This window comes from Okeania sp. SIO3B5 (assembly GCF_010692555.1).
Lineage (GTDB): Bacteria > Cyanobacteriota > Cyanobacteriia > Cyanobacteriales > Microcoleaceae > Okeania.
Genome location: NZ_JAAHHG010000011.1, coordinates 1 through 18,322, shown reverse-complemented (window position 1 = coordinate 18,322; position 18,322 = coordinate 1). Strand labels below are relative to the sequence as shown.

Sequence of the window (18,322 nt, the reverse complement as noted above, 5' to 3'; positions counted from 1 at the left end):
GCCCTTACTAGATTTAGTGTCCGTGCGTAACTCCTGTACATTAATTCTTTCCACCTACTCCCTCTTTTGGAGGAGATGTCTAATACTAATTCCTCCTATTGGACTGTTTCATCTTAAATGTTGCATTAGAAAATGGGGTGATGGGGGGATGGGGTGATGGGGGGATGGGGTGACGAAAAAAGCGCTCTGCACTATTTTAGGTGAAACAATCAACTATAAAGACATAGTTGAAATACTCAATATCTTACTAAGTAGGGTTTGCTGAAAAAATCTTATGGGTGAGGGTAGGAGACAACCCACCCCTCGCCCCTCCCCCTCCCAACCCACCGCTAGCCCCTCTCAGGAGGGGAGGGGAAGACAGGAGAAATAGGAATGAGCGAGGAGGTAGGGGTAAGAATTGTAAGAATGATTTTTCTGCCCAACTATGCACCTAAAATACTAACTTTTTCAGTGTTTTAGACTGAAACAGGTGTACTTTTTAAAGGCCCTAAAAATGCTAAAAGCTTTATCTGTAAATGCTTTGATATTTAATCAGCAAGCCCTAAGTACTTTTACAGAAAATTGACACTTATTCAATTATATTATACAATATAAAATAAAATAAAAATTTGTTAACCAGACAGCGCAAAGTTATTGGAATAACTATTGCAAGCTAAGGCTTTCAGGGATCTTAAGGTTAGAGGCTCTTCATTAAGAACTGTGGGTGCTGTAAGCCTTTTTCAGTAGTACTTTCAGTCTTAAAAGAAAATCGTTTTTAAGAATAACTTTGCACTATGCAGTTGTTAAATTAAATCAAAATTACTAGGGTGCATCTCAATGCATGAATAAAGCCAAAAATTTATCGCTTTTAGGGAACAGGGAACAGGGAACAGGGAACAGGGAACAGGGAATATATAGGAAAAAAGTATTTTTGCTTGCTATGAGATGCACCCAATTACTATCTATAAAAAATGAAGATTCATCATAAGTAAATCATCTAAGATAGTGTCTATAATTCATAAGTAGTAGATATACAAAAAATTCAGTATATGATGTATAAATATTAATGATACTTGCTCTGAAACATTATCTATAAATATAAAAAAAATTAATAATAATATAAAAATATTTAATATAAATCAATGAATTATGTCTGTAGAAAATCTAGAATATAAAAAAAAATTAGCAACAGCGATCGCTAGTATTCCAGCATCCCTAGACCGAGAAACTATTTTCAAAATTACTATTACAGAAATACGACAGTTAATAAATGCAGACCGAGTCGCATTGCTTCGCTTCTATCCTCAGTTAAATTGGCAAGGAGAATTTATTTACGAAGATGTAGCAGATGATTGGAAATCCATTTTAGGAGTGAAGGTAGAACATTGGCCTTTTAAGGAAGAATTGGCTGCATACAATACAGAAAAATACATTGAGACTATCACAGATATTGAGCAAGCAACATTAAGTGAATCAGAGGCCAAAATTTGCCAACAGTTTCAGGTACAAGCTCATTTAGTAGTTCCCATACTAAAAACAGATAAAACCAAAGATGCTACAACATTAACTAAACCCCAACTATGGGGATTACTTTGTATCCATCAATGTAGTAGATCTCGGCAATGGCAAGATGTGGAGATTGAATTTGCTCAGAAAATGGCTCAAAATCTAGAAGTAGTAATCAAAAATACAGAGCTTCTAGAAGCAGCGCATTACCAAGTACAACAACAAAAAGCCTTAGCAAGAGTAATCAAGAGAATTCGTACCCCAATAGATTTAGAAGAAATTTTTAAGATTACTGCCACAGAAGTACGTCAACTACTCAAAGTAGACCGCGTGGCAGTTTTTCGTTTTTATCCAGAACGTGATTGGGAAGGGGAATTTGTTTCCGAAGATGTAGGAGAAGACTGGGATTCAGCATTAGCAGCTAAAGTATACGACCACTGTTTTGGAGGAGAATATGCTGTTCATTATCAAAAAGGTAGAATACAAGCAGTGGCAGACATTTATCAAGCAGGATTAAGTGATTGCCATGCAGAAATATTGGGGCAATTTCAGGTGCGGGCAAATTTAGTTGTGCCTCTACTCAAAGGTGTAGGAGCAGAAATATTACCCGAACTTTGGGGTTTGCTCTGCATTCATCAATGCAGTAGTTCCCGTCGTTGGCAAGAGTACGAAATAGAATTTGCCCAACAAATAGCCGATCATTTTGGTGTAGCGCTACAACAAGAAGATGCTCTCATACAACTTGAACAACAGGCAGCACAACTCGCTATCAGTAGACAAAAGGAAAAGTTAGCCAAATCTCAGAAAATTGTAGGTAATTTATTCGACAAAATTCGCCTATCTCTTGACATTGAGACAATTTTTGCCACTGCAACCGAAGAAGTAAGAAAACTACTGCAAGCAGATCGAGTGGCAATATATCGTTTCTTGCCTGACTTTAGTGGGGAATTTGTTGCGGAGTCTTTTGCAGAAGGATGGACTCCCCTAGTCGGAGTTCAACCCATTATTGAAGATACTTTTTTACAAGAAACTCAGGGAGGGCGGTATGTCAACAATGAAACTTTTGCCGTTGATGATATTTATCAGGCGTGTCATACGGAATGTCATGTTCAACTGTTAGAAGAATTTGAAGCCAGAGCTTATGCACTTGTGCCAATTTTACCTGGAGAAAAACTTTGGGGTTTGCTGGCAGCTTATCAAAATTCGGCTCCTCGTCATTGGCAAAAAGATGAAGTAGACTTGCTAGCTCAAATAGGTGCTCAGTTGGGGGTGGCTTTGCAACAAACTGAATATTTTCAGAAAGTTCAGGAGCAGTCAGTACAACTAGCAGCAAGAGCTACAGCAATGGAAAAATCAGCAGAACGTGAAAAAACTCTGGCTGCAATTGTTGACAAAATGCGTCGGTCTCTAGATATTGAGACAATTTTCCAAACAACCACTCAACAAGTACAAAAATTACTGGATGCAGACAGAGTTACTATCTACCGCTTTAATCCTGATTGGAGTGGGGAGTTTGTTGCTGAGTCAGTAGCTGAAGGTTGGATTTCTTTAATACAAGAGCAAAACAAAAATCCTGAAATCAAGGAAAATGTTAGTGAATGTTCCGTGCAAGATTTGGGAAATTCCCATACTGATACCTATTTGCAGGAAACTGAGGGCGGGTTTTTTAATCAAGGATTCGTTTATCGTATCTGCAACGATATCTATAATGCAGGTTTTAGTGACTGTTACATGGACGTATTAGAGTCTTATCAAGCCAAGTCTTATGGGATTATTGGGATTTATCAGGGAGAAAAACTTTGGGGTTTGCTGGCAGCTTATCAAAATTCTGGTCCCCGTTATTGGCAAAAGGATGAAGTGGAGTTGCTAGTTCAAATAGGAACTCAGTTAGGAGTAGCTCTACAACAAGCTGAGTATGTTCAGAAGGTTCAGGAGCAGTCAACACAACTAGCTATCAGAGCTGCAGCAACGGAAAAATCAGCAGAACGTGAAAAAACTCTGGCTGCAATTGTTGATAAAATTCGTCGGTCTCTGGATATTGAGACAATTTTCCAAACAACTACCCAAGAAGTACAACAATTATTGGATGCAGACAGAGTTGCTATCTTCCGCTTCAATGATGATTGGAGTGGGGAGTTTGTTGCTGAGTCAGTAGCGGAGGGTTGGGTGAAGTTAATCCAGGAACAAAAGGAAAATCCCAAAATCCCCGCAAATGTTAATCTATGTTCCGTTAGAGATTTGCCAAATTATGTGAATGATACTTATTTGCAGGAAAACAAAGGCGAAAATTTTGCCCAAAAAGTTTATCGCACCTGCAACGATATTTATAATGCAGGTTTTAGTAACTGTTACATTCAGGTATTAGAGTCTTATCAAGCAAGAGCTTATGCTATCGTAGCTATTTATCAGGGAGAAAAACTTTGGGGTTTGCTGGCAGCTTATCAAAATTCGGCTCCTCGTGAGTGGGAAGCAGCAGAGGTAGAATTGTTGGCTCAAATTGGTGGTCAGTTGGGAGTTGCACTACAACAAGCTGAGTATGTGAAACAAGTTCAAACTCAAGCAGCAGAGTTAGCTAAAGCAACGGAACGACAAAAAGCACTGTCAATTACTATTGATAGAATTCGGCAATCTCTTGATATTAATACGATTTTTCAGACTACTACTCAAGAGGTACGACAGTTACTAGAAGTTGAGAGAGTCGCTATTTATCGTTTTTATCCAGACTGGAGTGGGGAGTTTGTCGCAGATTCGATGATTGATGAATGGACTCCTATGGTTCATACTCCTTTAGCAATTAATCCTGTAATTAGTAAACTGACTCATGCTGGTAAACTTCCCAGAAATGAAACTTTTGTGCCTATTTTGCAGGGAGATAAACTTTGGGGGTTATTGGTTGCTTATCAAAATTCTAGCCCTCGTTATTGGCAAGATGAAGAAATTAATTTGTTAGCACAGGTGGGAGTGCAGTTAGGTATTGCTTTACAACAAGCTGAATTACTGGAAAAAACCCGTACCCAAACTGAAGAGTTAACAAAAACTCTACAGGAGTTAAAACAAACTCAAGTGCAGATGGTTCAGGGTGAAAAAATGGCTAGTTTAGGACAGTTAGTAGCAGGAATTGCCCATGAAATTAATAATCCTGTAAATTTTATTTCTGGCAATCTGGATCATGTGGATGAATATACACAAAATTTGCTAAATTTGATGAAATTATATCATCAACATTATCTTGACCCAGTTCCAGAGATTCAAGAATTTTCAGAAGATATTGACTTGGAGTTTATTATTAAAGATTTGCCTAAGATGATAAATTCTATGAAGATTGGGTCGGAAAGAATTAGTCAATTAGTATTATCATTAAGAACTTTTTCTCGCCTGGATGAGTCTAAAAAGAAAGAAGTAGACCTCCATGCAGGAATTGATAGTACCTTGTTAATTTTGCAACATCGATTGAAACTTAAACCTGAATTTCCTCAAATTACAATTGTTAAAAATTATGGGGATTTACCTTTAGTTCCATGTTATGCAGCTCCAATCAATCAGGTATTTATGAACCTACTTAGTAATGCTATTGATGCATTAGAAGAAAAGTTGGAAACAGATAAAAATTTTATTCCTACTATTACGATTACTACAGAAATTAATTCAGATAATCCTGACACAGTTTTAATTAAAATTGCTGATAATGGTTGGGGAATTACTCAAGAGGCAAAAGATAAAATATTTGACATATTTTTTACTACTAAAGAGGTGGGAAAAGGAACTGGTTTAGGGCTTTCTATTAGTTATGAAATTATAGTACAAAAACATGGGGGTCAACTATTCTGTAATTCTCAATTAGGTCAAGGAACTGAATTTATAATTCAAATTCCAATTAATCAGGAGTCAGGAGTCAGGAGTCAGGAGTCAGGAGAAGTATAAGGATTTGAATAGCATGAATTTTTAAATTCGTATTAAATAAAATATCTGTATTAAAATGAACTAATACCCAATTGATAAATATTTGCTACAAATAGCTAGGATATTTCTTAGGAGTCAGGAGTCGTATGGCAATGGCTTTAATACCATTTTTTAGGGCGTAAATCATCTTTTTTTTAAAAGGGAAATTTCTTGTAAAGTCTTTTTATTGCTCTTATATCATGTCCGGATAATTAGTGACAAAAAAACTTTCTCCTTCTTCTCCTGTGATTCTTCTTCCTTCTTCCTTCTTCTTTCTTCCCTCCTGACTCCTGACTCCTCCGTCGTTATTTATTTATAACTGTTCAACCAGACATGATATTACTATTCGTAACATTCTTTTTTCAAATTGGTATAATACCAGTTTTATATGAGGTTAGATAGAATGATGAAATTCATTAAATTGCTCTATCTTTATCTACTAGCGCGTCAAGCTTGAAATAGTGTTTTAGGAAAAATCCCCAAACCTTAGTCAGAGCAAGAATTATACTCAAAAATTTAATACTCCATTTTCAGCTTGACACGCCAGTAGTGGATTGTTTCATCTTAAATGTTGCAATAGATATAGGTTTGGTATCGGGAGGATCTTCGCAGCTTATCCTACGGATAAACCCAAAAATAATCTTTCTCCCCATCTCCCCATCTCCCTATCTCCCCATCTCCCCACCCTCCCCACACTTCCCACCCTCCCCACACTCCCCATCTAATACACCATTTTCAGCTTGACACGCCACTACGCTTACCTGGAGTCAATTATACTTGAAATATTATTCTATGCAGTTTCATTTCAATTTGGTATAACTTGGCAATTATATCATTTCCAGTAGCATCGGAGCGTTTATAAAATAAGGTGGCAATGAGAAAAAACCTTTCCTACAGAATGCTACGCAAACAGCATAGTTGCCTTCCTTCCACCAAAATCTAATTCTCAACCAGACATAATATTACTGTATAATCGGATTTTATAATAGTTTTTTGAATATTCTAATTATGACTCAATCAAATGATGGTGGAACAGTCGAACAGCTTGTCAATACAGTAATGGGGGTAAAAACTGGGTCGAAAAACCAATCCATTCCCCAACAGATAGCTTCTACAAAAGAGCTAGATATAAAACTCCTTTTAATGTATAAATTAGGAACTATTGTACAAATAGGAATCATTCTTTTAGCTTTCTGGGGAATGGAAAAATTGGTAATTTTAATTGATAGTAATTCTTCTTTTCCTAATTGGTTAAGGACCGTACTTGTAGGGATGTTTTTTACCTTATTAAGCATTCGTTCGCGAATTTTTTCCCCATTAGATAATACTCGTTCTAGTCGGACTTATGATAGTATCGTCAGACCAAAATGGGCACCTCCACCTTTAGCTTTTCCCATCGTATGGATGACAATTGCAGTCTTAAGAGTTATCTCTTCATTATTAGTTTGGCAGGAGATGAATCAACAATTTTTAGTGCTTCCTTTAATAGTTTTTGCAGTGCATCTTGCTTTAGGAGATACTTGGAATACAATATTCACTGTAGAACGTAGGTTAGGTGCTGCTGTTCCCGTCGTAATTTTAGGTCCTTGGTTATCTGCTTTAATAGTTACTATCTTTTACTGGCAAACTAATCCAACAGCAGGAATAATTTTAGCCCCTTCCTGTGTATGGTTAACTGTGGCGGCAGTATTAGTATTTAGTATTTGGCAATTGAATGGAAAAGAGCCACTATATCCACTGAAACGAACACCCATATCATCTCCGGTTGAATAGTTATAGTGTAAGCATTCAGCAGTCAGCCATCAGCTAATAGCTGAATGCTTACAGGTAATTCTAAATTCTAAATTCTAAATTCTTGAAGTCGATTTAATACTTCTCGATATTCTGCTAAAATCTCTTGAGAAACTATCCAATTAATATCATAACTATCGCTAATTAATTGGATAATCGCTCTAGGTTTTCTTCCTTTTAAAACAGCAGAAATTAAAACATTAGTATCAACAATAATTCTCATTCGCCTCTCCGATAAGCTTCTATTTCGGCGGCGATTTCCTCCTCAGTAATCTCTTGAATTTCTGGAATTGCTTGAGTTTTATCAAATAATTCTCGCAATTCTTGACTTAACCTTGCTCTTTCAGGATCTATCGGTTTATTCTTATTTTTTTCTCGCTCCTCTCGATATTTTTTAACCTTTTCCTTTAATAATTTTTTCGCAGATTCAGTCCCTTGAAAATAAGAAGGTAACTTAATATCATCATACTCTTCTTCTAATAACTGAAAAGCTCTAGCGAACGCCTCTTGAAATATATTATATTTGCCAGTATTTAGTAGTTTTTCTAACAACTTTTCTTGTTCGGAGGTTAAAGTAATTTGTCTCATAACTCAGTCTTCTCCTAATTCTTTAAAACCTACTTTATTTATACCATAAATTTTGGCATTTATCTATTCTTCATTTATAAATAAATCATAGAACAAAGAAACCGAAACAATAATTGTTTTTTGTAATTCTCTCATCTCACTAAAATCTCGATCTCCTGTAATCAAAAAATCCGCCTCACTTGCCATTGCTAAAGCGATAAATTTAGCATCTTTAGGGTCTCTTTTAAAGTCAACTGTAAGATTAACTTCAATTAATTTCGGAATTGTTTCAATCTTATCAAACCATTCCTGTCTTACCTCACTTGTTAATTTTAATTAACCGAAAAATTCAGGTATAAAGCCTCTCCATTCATTGGGAAAAAAGAAAAAAAATCCTTTTATCCAATCCTCTTATTTATAAGAAAAGGTAATTCTAAATTCTAAATTCTAAATTCTTGAAGTCGATTTAACACTTCTCGATATTCTGCTAAAATTTCCTCTGATACAATCCACTCATAATTAGAACTACTAATAATAAAATTAATCGCTGTTTCTGGTTTACCATCAGCAACAGCAGCAGACACTAAAATATTTGTGTCAATAATAACTCTCATTCTCCTCTCCTATAAGCTTGAATTTCCGCAGCAATTTCTTCATCAGTTAAAGGATTATCTGAGTGTAATGCTTGGGTTTCTTCACATAATCGCTTAAATTCTGCTGCCAACCTTGCTCTTTCGGGGTCTATCGGTTTATTCTTATTTTTTTCTCGCTCCTCTCGATATTTTTTCACCTTTTCCTTTAATAACTTTTTGGCAGATTCATTCCCTTGAAAATAAGAAGGTAATTTAATATCATCATCCTCTTCTTCTAATAATTGAAAAGCTCTAGCGATCGCTTCTTGAGCTGTGTTATATTTGCCAGTATTCAATAATTTTTCTAAAAATTTTTCTTGTTCGGAGGTTAAAGTAATTTGTCTCATAACTCAGTTTTCTCCTGATTCTTTAAAACCTACTTTATTTATATCGTAATCGTACAATAAGTTAGGTTAACATGACCTCTGAGGATGAGTTGATATGATTTTTAACACTTTCTAGTAAAAGTTGATATAAAAAATGAGGTGTCTTTTGATTACCTAATTCCAGACTATTTTGATAAATTTTACAAGCAGATTCATCATTAATGATTCGATAGTGAATTATTTTTGTCCATTCTGGTGCAGTAATCATTAATTGAGGAATAACTTCAATAAAAGCTGGTATTTGTTTTTGTAGTTCAAAATCTTCTAAAAAATGAACTAAACTAAACATAATTTCAGGATGTTCACAATTATCATCTAAGATAAGATGTAAGTCTTTTAAATTTTCATCATTAGGATGTTTAGCAATTTTTTCTAAAGTTTCCTCAAATATATTGATTTCTTGAGGTGTTTTCATTAAACGATTTTCTTGTAACATTTTGATTAAATTCATAATTTAATAACTCCTTTATCAAAATGTGCATTACACTTCGTTAATGCACCCTACTGGATTGACACAGCTAAAAGTGTGCAATAGATTTTGAACTTCCGTTGTTGCGCTTCAGCACAATTTAGTTGCGTAACTCCTGAATTAGGTCAGTCAAAGCTGATTAATATACTCTTTTAATAGGGGATTAAGGAACAAAATTGTCTCTTGATTTTTAGGTTTTAATTCGAGTAGAATTCGTCTTTTAAGGGAGTCTATAACCATTAATAAATCAGTGATAGAAACAGATTGTTTCTCTAAGAGTTTTGTTAAATAAATGGGGTCATTTTCTTGAGCTATAAAAAATATTAATTCTTTCTCACTTTGGGTAAGACGTTGGAATTTTTCATCGAATATATTCTTGAGAGATTCAGTGAAAATTAAAGGATTCATAGCTAAAAATTGAGCAACACTACCCCTAAAAAACTCTTGAATCATTACGGAAATTATATGCAACCATTCAGGATTGCCTTGATAATTTTCTATTAAAATGTCCCACTTGTCCACATCTAACAGTTGATAATCTTTGAGAATTTCTTTAGCAGAATTACCTAAGCTGGATAAAGTTAAGGAACGGATGAAGGGGTTAGTCTTAGTTAATACAGCGATTTCTGAAGATGTTTCTTGACTATTTAAGAGGAGAATACTTTGATGATTTTTTTGACCAACTTTTTCCAAGAATAAATGATAATCTTCATAACCGTTTTTATACCTTCCGGCGAGGTGTTCGGGTTTAAAGATTTGATACCAATCATCAAGGATAACTAAACAATGATATTGACGAAAATAGTTAAGAAGAAAACAGATTTTATCTTCTGTATCTTCTGGCGTTTTTGCTGATTTTGGGAAGATTTGTAGGAGTTTAGTTAAGAGTTTATCTAAGGGAGGAGAAAAATATAAACTTCGATAGATGATATAGTCAAAATGGTGTTTAATTTGTTGGATTAGTTGGATAGATAAAGCAGTTTTTCCGCTTCCTTTGAGTCCTAATAGGGTAATGAGACGACAGCGATCGCCTACTATCCATTTTTCTAGGGTATTCAGTTCCTCAATTCTGCCATAAAAGCGCAAAATTTCTGGGGCAGTTCCTAAGTCTAGATAGGATTTAGTTGGGATTATTTCGGGAGGTGAGTTAGCTTCTTTAGAGTTAGGATTATCGGTGCAGATATGAAGGTTATGAAGTGCTAGAAAATCCCCCTCTGATGAAATATTAGAAAACTGAATATTCTCTAAAATTACCCTTGCTGTTGGTTTATGAATGTCCACTCCCAAAACCTCAGATAAAAGTTTCCATAATTCTGATCCCTTATCCCCAATATGACCTTCAGTTAAATAGGATTCATGGGCAATATCTGAATAAGTTTTACCCTCTAAACTCCCTTTGATAATCGTCTTCTGGATATGGCTGAGGTTTTCACCAGTTTTGCTAAGAACTAGGTCATCTAGGAGTTGTATAACTGTTGCAACTGACATAGGGAAGGGTATGGAGTACATTTCTCCGTATTTTAGCCTAACTTTCCTAATTTTCCGAACTTTTATTATTAAGTTTTTATACTTAAAGTTCTGAACTTTCCGATGGACGAGGGTTAGGGGGTTAGGAATACAATCGTAATGTTTCGTGGGATTTAAGAAAAATTTTTAAATCCCAAATACCAGTTAAAATCGGAGCGAATAAACCATGAAAACTTCAGAACAAGCTCACAATTTCAACCAAGTTGTTGTTCTTACAGCAGAAGAACCTACTAATTTTAAGTCTATCTTTTCTGTTGAAAAAAAATATCTTCCTCAAGCACTTGAAATGTCCCAAGTTTTTCAGCAAGCTATCAACCACAAGACTTTAGAATTTGATTTTGACAAAGCCTTACAGTTGGTTCAGGAGCATACTGAAATGGCGGTTGTTGGTACTATCAATCAAACGATTCAACAATCTACTGCTCAAGTTTCCGCAATGGTTGATAAATTGAAAGCTCTTTTGAAAACCATTTTGATGGCAACATTACAACCCCAACAAGAAGCTCAATATTCAGAAGCAATTACCCAAGCATTTACTAATCTTGCCCCCCAGGAAGGCAACGCTTGGATATTTTGGAAGTCAGAGGAAGCGCATAAAACTACTTACCAATACAATATCTTATTTGCTATTCAAAATAAAAGTACTGGTAGTGTTATGGCGGCACTTCCTATTGGTTTAACAATAGAAGTCAATATTGACAAAAAACAAGTTCTGTTTATCACCATCAAAGATCAACATGAATACAATGTCCAAGTTAAAGCAATTACAGTTGTTGAAGCTTTGAAAGGTTAGCTATTATTAGCTGTTAAGGAGCCATGTAAAAATAAGTTGTACAAATTTTACCTGAAATATATTGTGCATCCAGAGTTTCTATAACAAAACTGTTCAGGTTATTTTTACACAAGTCTTAAGTGAGGTGTAGATGCAATATTTGATAACCTCACTTTTCTATGTTAATGAGTGACAAAGAGTTTCTAGAAAAATCAAAAATGCACGTTATGAAAATTCTTAGCTTGGTTCAAGAGTTGGGAAAACCTTCTCTAAATTTTGGACTAGTCTTCTCTGTTAATCAAGAATATATTGTACAAGCAATTCGTATAGGTCGAGTTTTGCAGGGAGCTATTAATCCCCAAAATTTATCATTTGATATAAATAAAGCTAGAGATATTATAAATCAAGATTCTAGCTTATATTGTGCTGGAATTATAAACGAGCCTTTTACGCAATCATCAGCAAATGCCAATGCTATAATACAAAAAATTACCGATGCTTTAAAGAATCATTTGTCTGTGATCTTAAGCTCAGATCAACTGAATCAATATCGAAATGTAATTGTCAAAGCTTTTAGTAATCTTACTTTTAAAGAGGGTGAAGCAAGCATATTTTGGTCCAGTAGAGAAGCACACAAAACGACCTATCAGTATAACGTTTTATTTGCTCTCAACGATCAAAAAACAGGGGGGGTGATGTTTGGGTTGGCACTTGCCTCAACAATTATCGTAAATATTCAAACAGAAAGGATTTTGTGCGATCAAGTCAAGGATATACATGAATATAGTGTTCTTGTTCAAGGAATAAAGGTCGTTGATGCACTACCAAGATGATTAGTGCGATCGCCGATAGGGTAGGGTGCGTTACACTCCGTTAACGCACCTTATTTTTCATTGCTCGTTTTTCAAGAGTTTTTCAACTGATTTTAATGGGAAAGAACTCAATCCCAGTCAATATTCAAAGACTTAGTAATAGAATCTTTCAAGTTCTAATTTCTCTCTATAGTAAATTATAAGTATTTTGTGGAACGACTCTGAGAAGAAAAGTCTTGAATATTAAACCAAGGAATTTACAGCAGTTTCCAATATTAAGGATGAAATCTCTGTAGTGCGGGCATCTTGCCCGCTAGTAGTAGACTGACACAACTAAGATGGTGCGTTACGACGGATTGTTAAATGCCTTTCACCGTCTAAATTTTAGCCGTCTAACGCACCCTACTGAACTTGCCTTGAGATATTGTTCAAACTTAGCTTGCGTCTACTCAACAGAAGATACTGATAACTGATAACTGTTCACTGAAACGTTACTCCACAGTCACCGACTTCGCCAAATTCCGTGGTTGATCCACATCCAAACCACGATGAGCAGCAATATGATAAGCTAACAACTGCAAAGGAATAACAGTCAACATTGGCGACAACAACTCATCCACTGCAGGCACCGCCAACAGATTATCAAACACATCCGCCTCCGTACTTTCAGGAGTCACCCCAATTAACTTTGCATCTCTCGCTTTAGCTTCCTGAGCATTAGAAAGCACCTTTTCATAAACTAAACCAGGCATAGCGATCGCAACTACAGGTACTTTATCATCCAACAAAGCGATCGGACCATGTTTCATCTCACCAGCGGGATATCCTTCAGCATGAATATAACTAATTTCCTTCAGTTTCAAAGCACCTTCTAAAGCAATTGGATAATTAATTCCTCTACCCACAAATATAAAATCTTGAGTATCATTAAACTGGTGAGCCAAATCTTCTATTTGGCTATCTTGAGTTTCTAATATCTGTTCCATTTGTGCAGGTATCTGTCGCAAACCATTAACAATTTCTGCAATTTCTTCACCAGATAAATATTGTTTCCGCCAGCCTAATTCTAGAGCTAATAAATAAAAAGCCATTACCTGTGCCACAAATGTTTTAGTTGCAGCAACACCAACTTCAAGACCTGCTCGAATATCAATAATTTGAGTTACTAAACTAGCAATAGAACTTTCACTTCGATTAGTAATTCCTAGCATCCTTGATGAAAATTCGGCTGGTTTATCTAAACGCCGTTGTTTTTCCATTGCCAAAGCTGCCAAAGTATCTGCTGTTTCTCCAGATTGAGTAACACCAATTGTTAGAGTATTTCTTTTCAGAGGAGAAGGAGCATAACGAGCTTCAGAAGCATAATTAACTGTAGTTGAAATTCCCGCTAATTGTTCTAATAAATATTTCCCAATTAAACTAGCGTGCCAACTCGTACCACAGGCAAATATTTCAACTTGTTCTAAATCTTGATATAGAGCAGGGGATAACTCTAAATTAGTCGGAAAAACACGATCATTATTAATATCCCAATTATTATTAATATAAGTTTCTAAACAACCCCGGATAACATTTGGTTGCTCGTAAATTTCCTTGAGCATAAAATGTTTAAAAATATTTTTCTCAACTAAAGTCGGACTCCAGTTAAGAATACGGGGTACTTTATTCACGCGATCGCCTGCAAAGTTATAAATTTCTACCCCCAGAGGTGTTAAACGAGCTATTTCACCATTTTCTAAACTGACAACAACTTGAGTATGGGATACAAGAGCAGGAGTATCAGAAGCACAGAAAAATTCTCCTTGTCCTAAACCAACAGATATAGGAGCTTGTTGTCTAGCAACAATAAGTTCATTGGGATAGTCTGCACAAACAACAGCGATCGCAAATGCTCCATCCAGTTTCTTCACCGTCTGACGTACAGCTTCTAAAAATGCTTCCCTTTTGCCTTCAGCAAAACTAGATAAAAATTCTGCGATCGAGTTGGGGATAACTTCCGTATCAGTATCAGAAATAAATTTATGTCCCCGCTCTTCTAATTCTTTGCGTAACTCCCGGTAATTTTCAACAATCCCATTTTGAACTACTGCCACTCGTCCAGTATCATCAGTATGAGGATGAGCATTATATTCTTCCGGTTTACCATGAGTCGCCCAACGAGTATGACCAATACCAATATTAGCTGGTGTTTCTATTCCGGCCAATTTTTCTCGTAGGTTGTGTAGTTTACCCTTAGCACGGACAGATTGAATTTGCCCCTCCCAAACAGTGGCCAATCCGGCAGAATCATAACCCCGATATTCTAGTTTTTCTAGTCCTGATAGTAAAATTTCTGTAGCTGATTGAGTCCCAATATAACCAACAATTCCACACATTTTATTTTTTATTCTGACTAACTTTGACTATATATAATACTTACTCAAAGTTAGTTATCCCGTAGGAGAATAAGGTTTTTCTTTGTCATAGCAATTGCAGGTTTTGTTAGGACAATTCTCAAGTTCATAGCCAATTAACTAGCTATCAGCTTTTAGCTATAAGTGCTTCACCTTTTAGCAACTTCAGCCAGGGGAATATCAACGTGAAGTAGAACTCTCTTTTCAATCTGCATATCTAAAGTCTACAGAGCCATCACTTCTGATAATCCCAGGCGTTTGAGTAGATAGGAAAAGTGTAGCTTCATCTCCTACCTCAAAACCATGACTGATACTTTTTGGGAAATCAAGCACATCACCTGGTTGGTAAGGTATAGGCTTTCCGTTAATAACTACAACACCAGTTCCAGTAATTATTTTGATAATTGCATCTGATTCATCATGAATATGAGCTCTATGACGAGAATTAGGCAGGTACATGACAAGTTCTTCAACAATTGGCGCTTGTCCTGCTCGGGAAAATACCCCCAACCTTGCAACTGCAAAAGGTGGAGAGTCTTCAATGACTTGGATCGGCAGAAATTTACCCACAAGCTCTCTCATTGCCGAAGCAATATGGCCGTACTTGGTAGTATATTTATCTACAAAATTAATTACTTCATTTGAATTTGGTGTCATTTCAGTTATCAGTTATCAGTTCCAAACTCCTGTAATAATTGTAGAAACTAAATAAAAAATAGAGGGAAAATTATTAATTCCCTCTACAAAATTTTTATTTATTATACCTGATAACAATCGCAGAAAAGGTTAGGACAGATCAAAAGCTTAAAACTCAGAAAACGTAAAATTTTCCTTCTTCCTTCTTTCTTCTTCCTTCTTTCTTCTGCTATATCTAAAATTTTCCAACCCTCTATTAAATCTAAAACCAAAAACCAATAGAGGGAAAAGAGTATTAGTAAGCCAAACCCATACTGCGAGTAGTTTCAGCGCCAAGGTAAACTCGGACACTCAAAAAGTCAGTAGGGCAAGCAGTCTCACAACGCTTACAACCAATGCAATCTTCAGTACGAGGAGATGAAGCAATTTGGCCTGCCTTACAACCATCCCAAGGTACCATTTCTAGAACGTCTAATGGACAAGCACGAACACACTGGGTGCAACCGATGCAAGTATCATAAATTTTTACTGAATGAGACATGAATTAAATTCTCCCAACAAATTGATTTTGCCGTACCTGCATAAAGGCAGATGAGACAGCAAGTTTTAGAAGTGAATGCTTCGACTTAGTTTACCGCACCACTTCTCATCCTTGATAAACACTGTTGAAAAACTTAAAATTTCTCAACGTTCGGGTAAATTAGTGATGAATGACCAAACTTTTTCAGAGTAGAGAAGGGCGTATCTGAATTTATTTATATAGCAGTCGCCATTACTCTTAGGACATTCTTGCTCCTCTCAAATTTAGTCACAGCAATAATTTAACTTTTGACTTCTAACTTCTGACTTCTGACTTTAGCTATATAGCAATGTGCGCTGGTATATTTACAAATTACAATAAATGTCCAATAGCTAAAAGTCTTATACTATCGGTCTTTTATTCCCCTCCTGGGAGGGGTTAGGGGTGGGTTGCCTGTTGCCTGTTGCCTGTTGCCTGTTGCCTGCGCACAGCGCTATAGTCCTAACTTTTCTAATACTGGACGAGTTGAAACTACATGACGATCCAAACCCAATTCTGTTGGAGAAATGCCCAAAGCTAAAGCTATCAGTTGAGGTAAGTGCAACACTGGTAAACCTAACTTACGTCCAATCACTTTTTCTACCTCTGGTTGACGAGAATCTAAATTTAAGTGACACAAAGGACAAGGTGTTACCATACAATCAGCACCTTTGTCAATAGCTTCGCTCACATGATTTCCGGCCATTTGAAAAGCTTGATTGGTGGCATAACTAGAAAGAGGCCAACCACAACATTGAGTCCGCCCTCGGTAATAAATTGGAGTTGCCCCAATAGCCCGAAACACATTTTCCATAGATTCTGGTTGATAGGGGTCATCTAATGGCAAATTAGTTTGACCTCTAAGTAGATAGCAACCATAGAACGCAGCACATTTGAGGCCAGAAAGTTTACGAGTAACACGATGTTGAATTTCTTCTAGACCATAATCTGCAACTAGAGCATGAAGTAAATGTTTGACCTCTGTGCTGCCTTGATAGGGAGAACAAGTTTGTTTTTGTAAAAGGCCATTAACTTGATCTACATAGTCAGGATTGGTTTGTTGAGATTCCTTGAGACGTTCATCGACATGACCAATTACCCCTTGACAAGTACTACAGTGCGTTAGTAAGGCTAAATTTAACTCTTCGGCCAAAGCTATGTTACGGGCATTAACAGTATCTTCTAGTAGTTGAGAATCCTCTTTAAAAGTACCAGAACCACAACAAGCAGCTTTTTTCAATTCTATTAGCTCTATTCCCAGAGCTTGAGTAAGAACTTGAGTCGATTGGTAAAGCTCCCGGCAAGCTCCTTGAGCAACACAGCCAGGGAAGTAAGCATATTTCAGTGTTTGAACAGGCATAACATTAACTAATTATATAAGGAAAGTAAGTATTATAGACATAACTTATTAGTATATATAATTTCTTTGTTACTTATTTATGATTATAAGGTTGTATTCTAATAAAAAATTTAATCACAAAATCAAAAAAGGCATTTACCAGAAAATTGGGTTTAAAGCCTCACCCTTCTAGGGCGACTTTTTAGTGGTTGATTTTATTTAAACAAATATGTTATCATATTGTTAGTTTAATAGTCAAATTATGAAAGCTAGATTTAAGTATCGTATCTATCCCACACCCGGACAAAAATACCGATTAGCAAAGCTATTTGGTTGTGTCCGTGTGGTTTGGAATGATAGTCTAGCTTGCTGCCAAGAAAAGCATAATTCAGGAGAAAAGAAACCCATTAATTCTGAGCTACAAAAGCTTTTTATTACTCAAGCCAAAAAAACTGAAAATAGAGAGTGGTTGTCAGAAGTTTCTGCTATACCATTACAGCAATCTTTAAATGATTTAAACCAAGCTTATCAAAACTTTTTCAAATCGACTAAAGGTCAGAGAAAAGGTAAACCTGTTAAACCTCCAGATTGCTTCGTTCCTCGCAACGCTCCGCGATTTAAAAGTAGAAAGTCAAAGCAAACTGCTAGATTTACATGCATGAGGATTTAAAGTTGGTCAACATAAAATCTATTTAGCCAAGATTGGAAAGGTGAAAATAGTTTCGCCCGTGAGAGTTACCTGCTGCTCCATCATCAGTAACAGTAATTAAAGATTGTAGGGGCGATTCGCGAATCGCCCCTACTAGACATTTCTTGAGTTTTGTAGTAGAAATACAACCAGAAATCTTACCTAAAACTGATAATTCAGTAGGTATAGATTTAGGTATCAAAACCTTTGCTACATTTAGTGACGGTACAAAGGTTGATGCTCCTAAGCCACTGAAGAAACGAATTAAGAAATTAAGAAAGGTAAAGTTTGTCATTATCTCATAAAACTAAAGGCTCTAAAAGGTAT

16 protein-coding genes and 1 pseudogene are annotated in these 18,322 nt (G+C 36.0%); 6 read left to right on the top strand and 11 right to left on the bottom strand.

Going from position 1 to position 18,322, the window contains the following annotated elements:
• The first annotated feature begins 1,128 nt into the window (after positions 1 to 1,128).
• Positions 1,129 to 5,406 (top strand): GAF domain-containing protein, encoded by a 4,278-nt coding sequence (locus tag F6K54_RS02790; RefSeq protein ID WP_293074144.1) that lies wholly within the window; start codon positions 1,129 to 1,131, stop codon positions 5,404 to 5,406.
• Between the two features lie 1,026 nt (positions 5,407 to 6,432).
• Positions 6,433 to 7,197 (top strand): TspO/MBR family protein, encoded by a 765-nt coding sequence (locus F6K54_RS02785; RefSeq protein WP_293074141.1) that lies wholly within the window; start codon positions 6,433 to 6,435, stop codon positions 7,195 to 7,197.
• 67 nt (positions 7,198 to 7,264) lie between these two features.
• Here the strand turns inward: F6K54_RS02785 and F6K54_RS02780 are convergent, their stop codons facing one another.
• The 7 genes and pseudogenes from F6K54_RS02780 to F6K54_RS02750 form a co-directional block, all read right to left on the bottom strand.
• The gene (locus F6K54_RS02780) at positions 7,265 to 7,438 is read right to left on the bottom strand and encodes a putative toxin-antitoxin system toxin component, PIN family (protein WP_293074138.1); all 174 of its coding nucleotides are present in this window, start codon (positions 7,436 to 7,438) and stop codon (positions 7,265 to 7,267) included.
• A complete protein-coding gene (locus tag F6K54_RS02775; RefSeq protein WP_293074136.1) occupies positions 7,435 to 7,803 on the bottom strand; it encodes a hypothetical protein in 369 nt (122 codons plus the stop codon). Before F6K54_RS02775 ends, F6K54_RS02780 begins: the two co-directional genes overlap by 4 nt.
• Positions 7,804 to 7,866: 63 nt before the next feature.
• Positions 7,867 to 8,088 (bottom strand): annotated as a pseudogene (locus F6K54_RS02770) (putative toxin-antitoxin system toxin component, PIN family); the annotation flags it as partial.
• Positions 8,089 to 8,222: 134 nt separating this feature from the next.
• A complete protein-coding gene (locus F6K54_RS02765) occupies positions 8,223 to 8,396 on the bottom strand; it encodes a PIN domain-containing protein (RefSeq protein WP_293074133.1) in 174 nt (57 codons plus the stop codon).
• A complete protein-coding gene (locus tag F6K54_RS02760) occupies positions 8,393 to 8,761 on the bottom strand; it encodes a hypothetical protein (RefSeq protein WP_293074130.1) in 369 nt (122 codons plus the stop codon). The genes F6K54_RS02765 and F6K54_RS02760 overlap by 4 nt, the downstream gene beginning before the upstream one ends.
• A 61-nt stretch (positions 8,762 to 8,822) precedes the next feature.
• The gene (locus F6K54_RS02755) at positions 8,823 to 9,251 is read right to left on the bottom strand and encodes an Imm30 family immunity protein (protein ID WP_293074127.1); all 429 of its coding nucleotides are present in this window, start codon (positions 9,249 to 9,251) and stop codon (positions 8,823 to 8,825) included.
• Positions 9,252 to 9,398: 147 nt separating this feature from the next.
• Positions 9,399 to 10,778 (bottom strand): ATPase, encoded by a 1,380-nt coding sequence (locus F6K54_RS02750; protein WP_293074124.1) that lies wholly within the window; start codon positions 10,776 to 10,778, stop codon positions 9,399 to 9,401.
• A 184-nt stretch (positions 10,779 to 10,962) separates the two neighbouring features.
• On the opposite strand from F6K54_RS02750, the gene F6K54_RS02745 reads away from it, so the two are divergent.
• Positions 10,963 to 11,589, top strand: a complete 627-nt coding sequence (locus F6K54_RS02745; protein WP_293074121.1) for a hypothetical protein — start codon at positions 10,963 to 10,965, stop codon at positions 11,587 to 11,589.
• A 158-nt stretch (positions 11,590 to 11,747) separates the two neighbouring features.
• Positions 11,748 to 12,401 (top strand): hypothetical protein, encoded by a 654-nt coding sequence (locus tag F6K54_RS02740; RefSeq protein WP_293074118.1) that lies wholly within the window; start codon positions 11,748 to 11,750, stop codon positions 12,399 to 12,401.
• 470 nt (positions 12,402 to 12,871) lie between these two features.
• Here F6K54_RS02740 and glmS read toward each other — a convergent pair whose 3' ends face one another.
• The 4 genes from glmS to F6K54_RS02720 form a co-directional block, all read right to left on the bottom strand.
• On the bottom strand, positions 12,872 to 14,755 hold the full coding sequence (gene glmS / locus F6K54_RS02735) for a glutamine--fructose-6-phosphate transaminase (isomerizing) (RefSeq protein ID WP_293074115.1): 1,884 nt from the start codon (positions 14,753 to 14,755) through the stop codon (positions 12,872 to 12,874).
• 222 nt (positions 14,756 to 14,977) lie between these two features.
• Complete coding sequence (locus tag F6K54_RS02730) at positions 14,978 to 15,430, bottom strand: cupin domain-containing protein (RefSeq protein WP_293074113.1); 453 nt, start codon at positions 15,428 to 15,430, stop codon at positions 14,978 to 14,980.
• A 274-nt stretch (positions 15,431 to 15,704) separates the two neighbouring features.
• The gene (gene psaC / locus F6K54_RS02725; RefSeq protein ID WP_006616272.1) at positions 15,705 to 15,950 is read right to left on the bottom strand and encodes a photosystem I iron-sulfur center protein PsaC; all 246 of its coding nucleotides are present in this window, start codon (positions 15,948 to 15,950) and stop codon (positions 15,705 to 15,707) included.
• A gap of 472 nt (positions 15,951 to 16,422) precedes the next feature.
• Entirely contained in the window at positions 16,423 to 17,328 is a 906-nt protein-coding gene (locus F6K54_RS02720; protein WP_293074111.1) for a CoB--CoM heterodisulfide reductase iron-sulfur subunit B family protein, read from the bottom strand.
• Positions 17,329 to 17,569: 241 nt separating this feature from the next.
• Here F6K54_RS02720 and F6K54_RS42630 point away from each other — a divergent pair, with 241 nt between their 5' ends.
• The gene (locus F6K54_RS42630) at positions 17,570 to 17,977 is read left to right on the top strand and encodes a helix-turn-helix domain-containing protein (RefSeq protein WP_366558037.1); all 408 of its coding nucleotides are present in this window, start codon (positions 17,570 to 17,572) and stop codon (positions 17,975 to 17,977) included.
• Positions 17,978 to 18,120: 143 nt separating this feature from the next.
• Positions 18,121 to 18,300: a transposase gene (locus tag F6K54_RS42625; RefSeq protein ID WP_202222905.1), complete on the top strand. Its 180-nt coding sequence runs from the start codon at positions 18,121 to 18,123 to the stop codon at positions 18,298 to 18,300.
• Positions 18,301 to 18,322 lie beyond the last annotated feature (22 nt).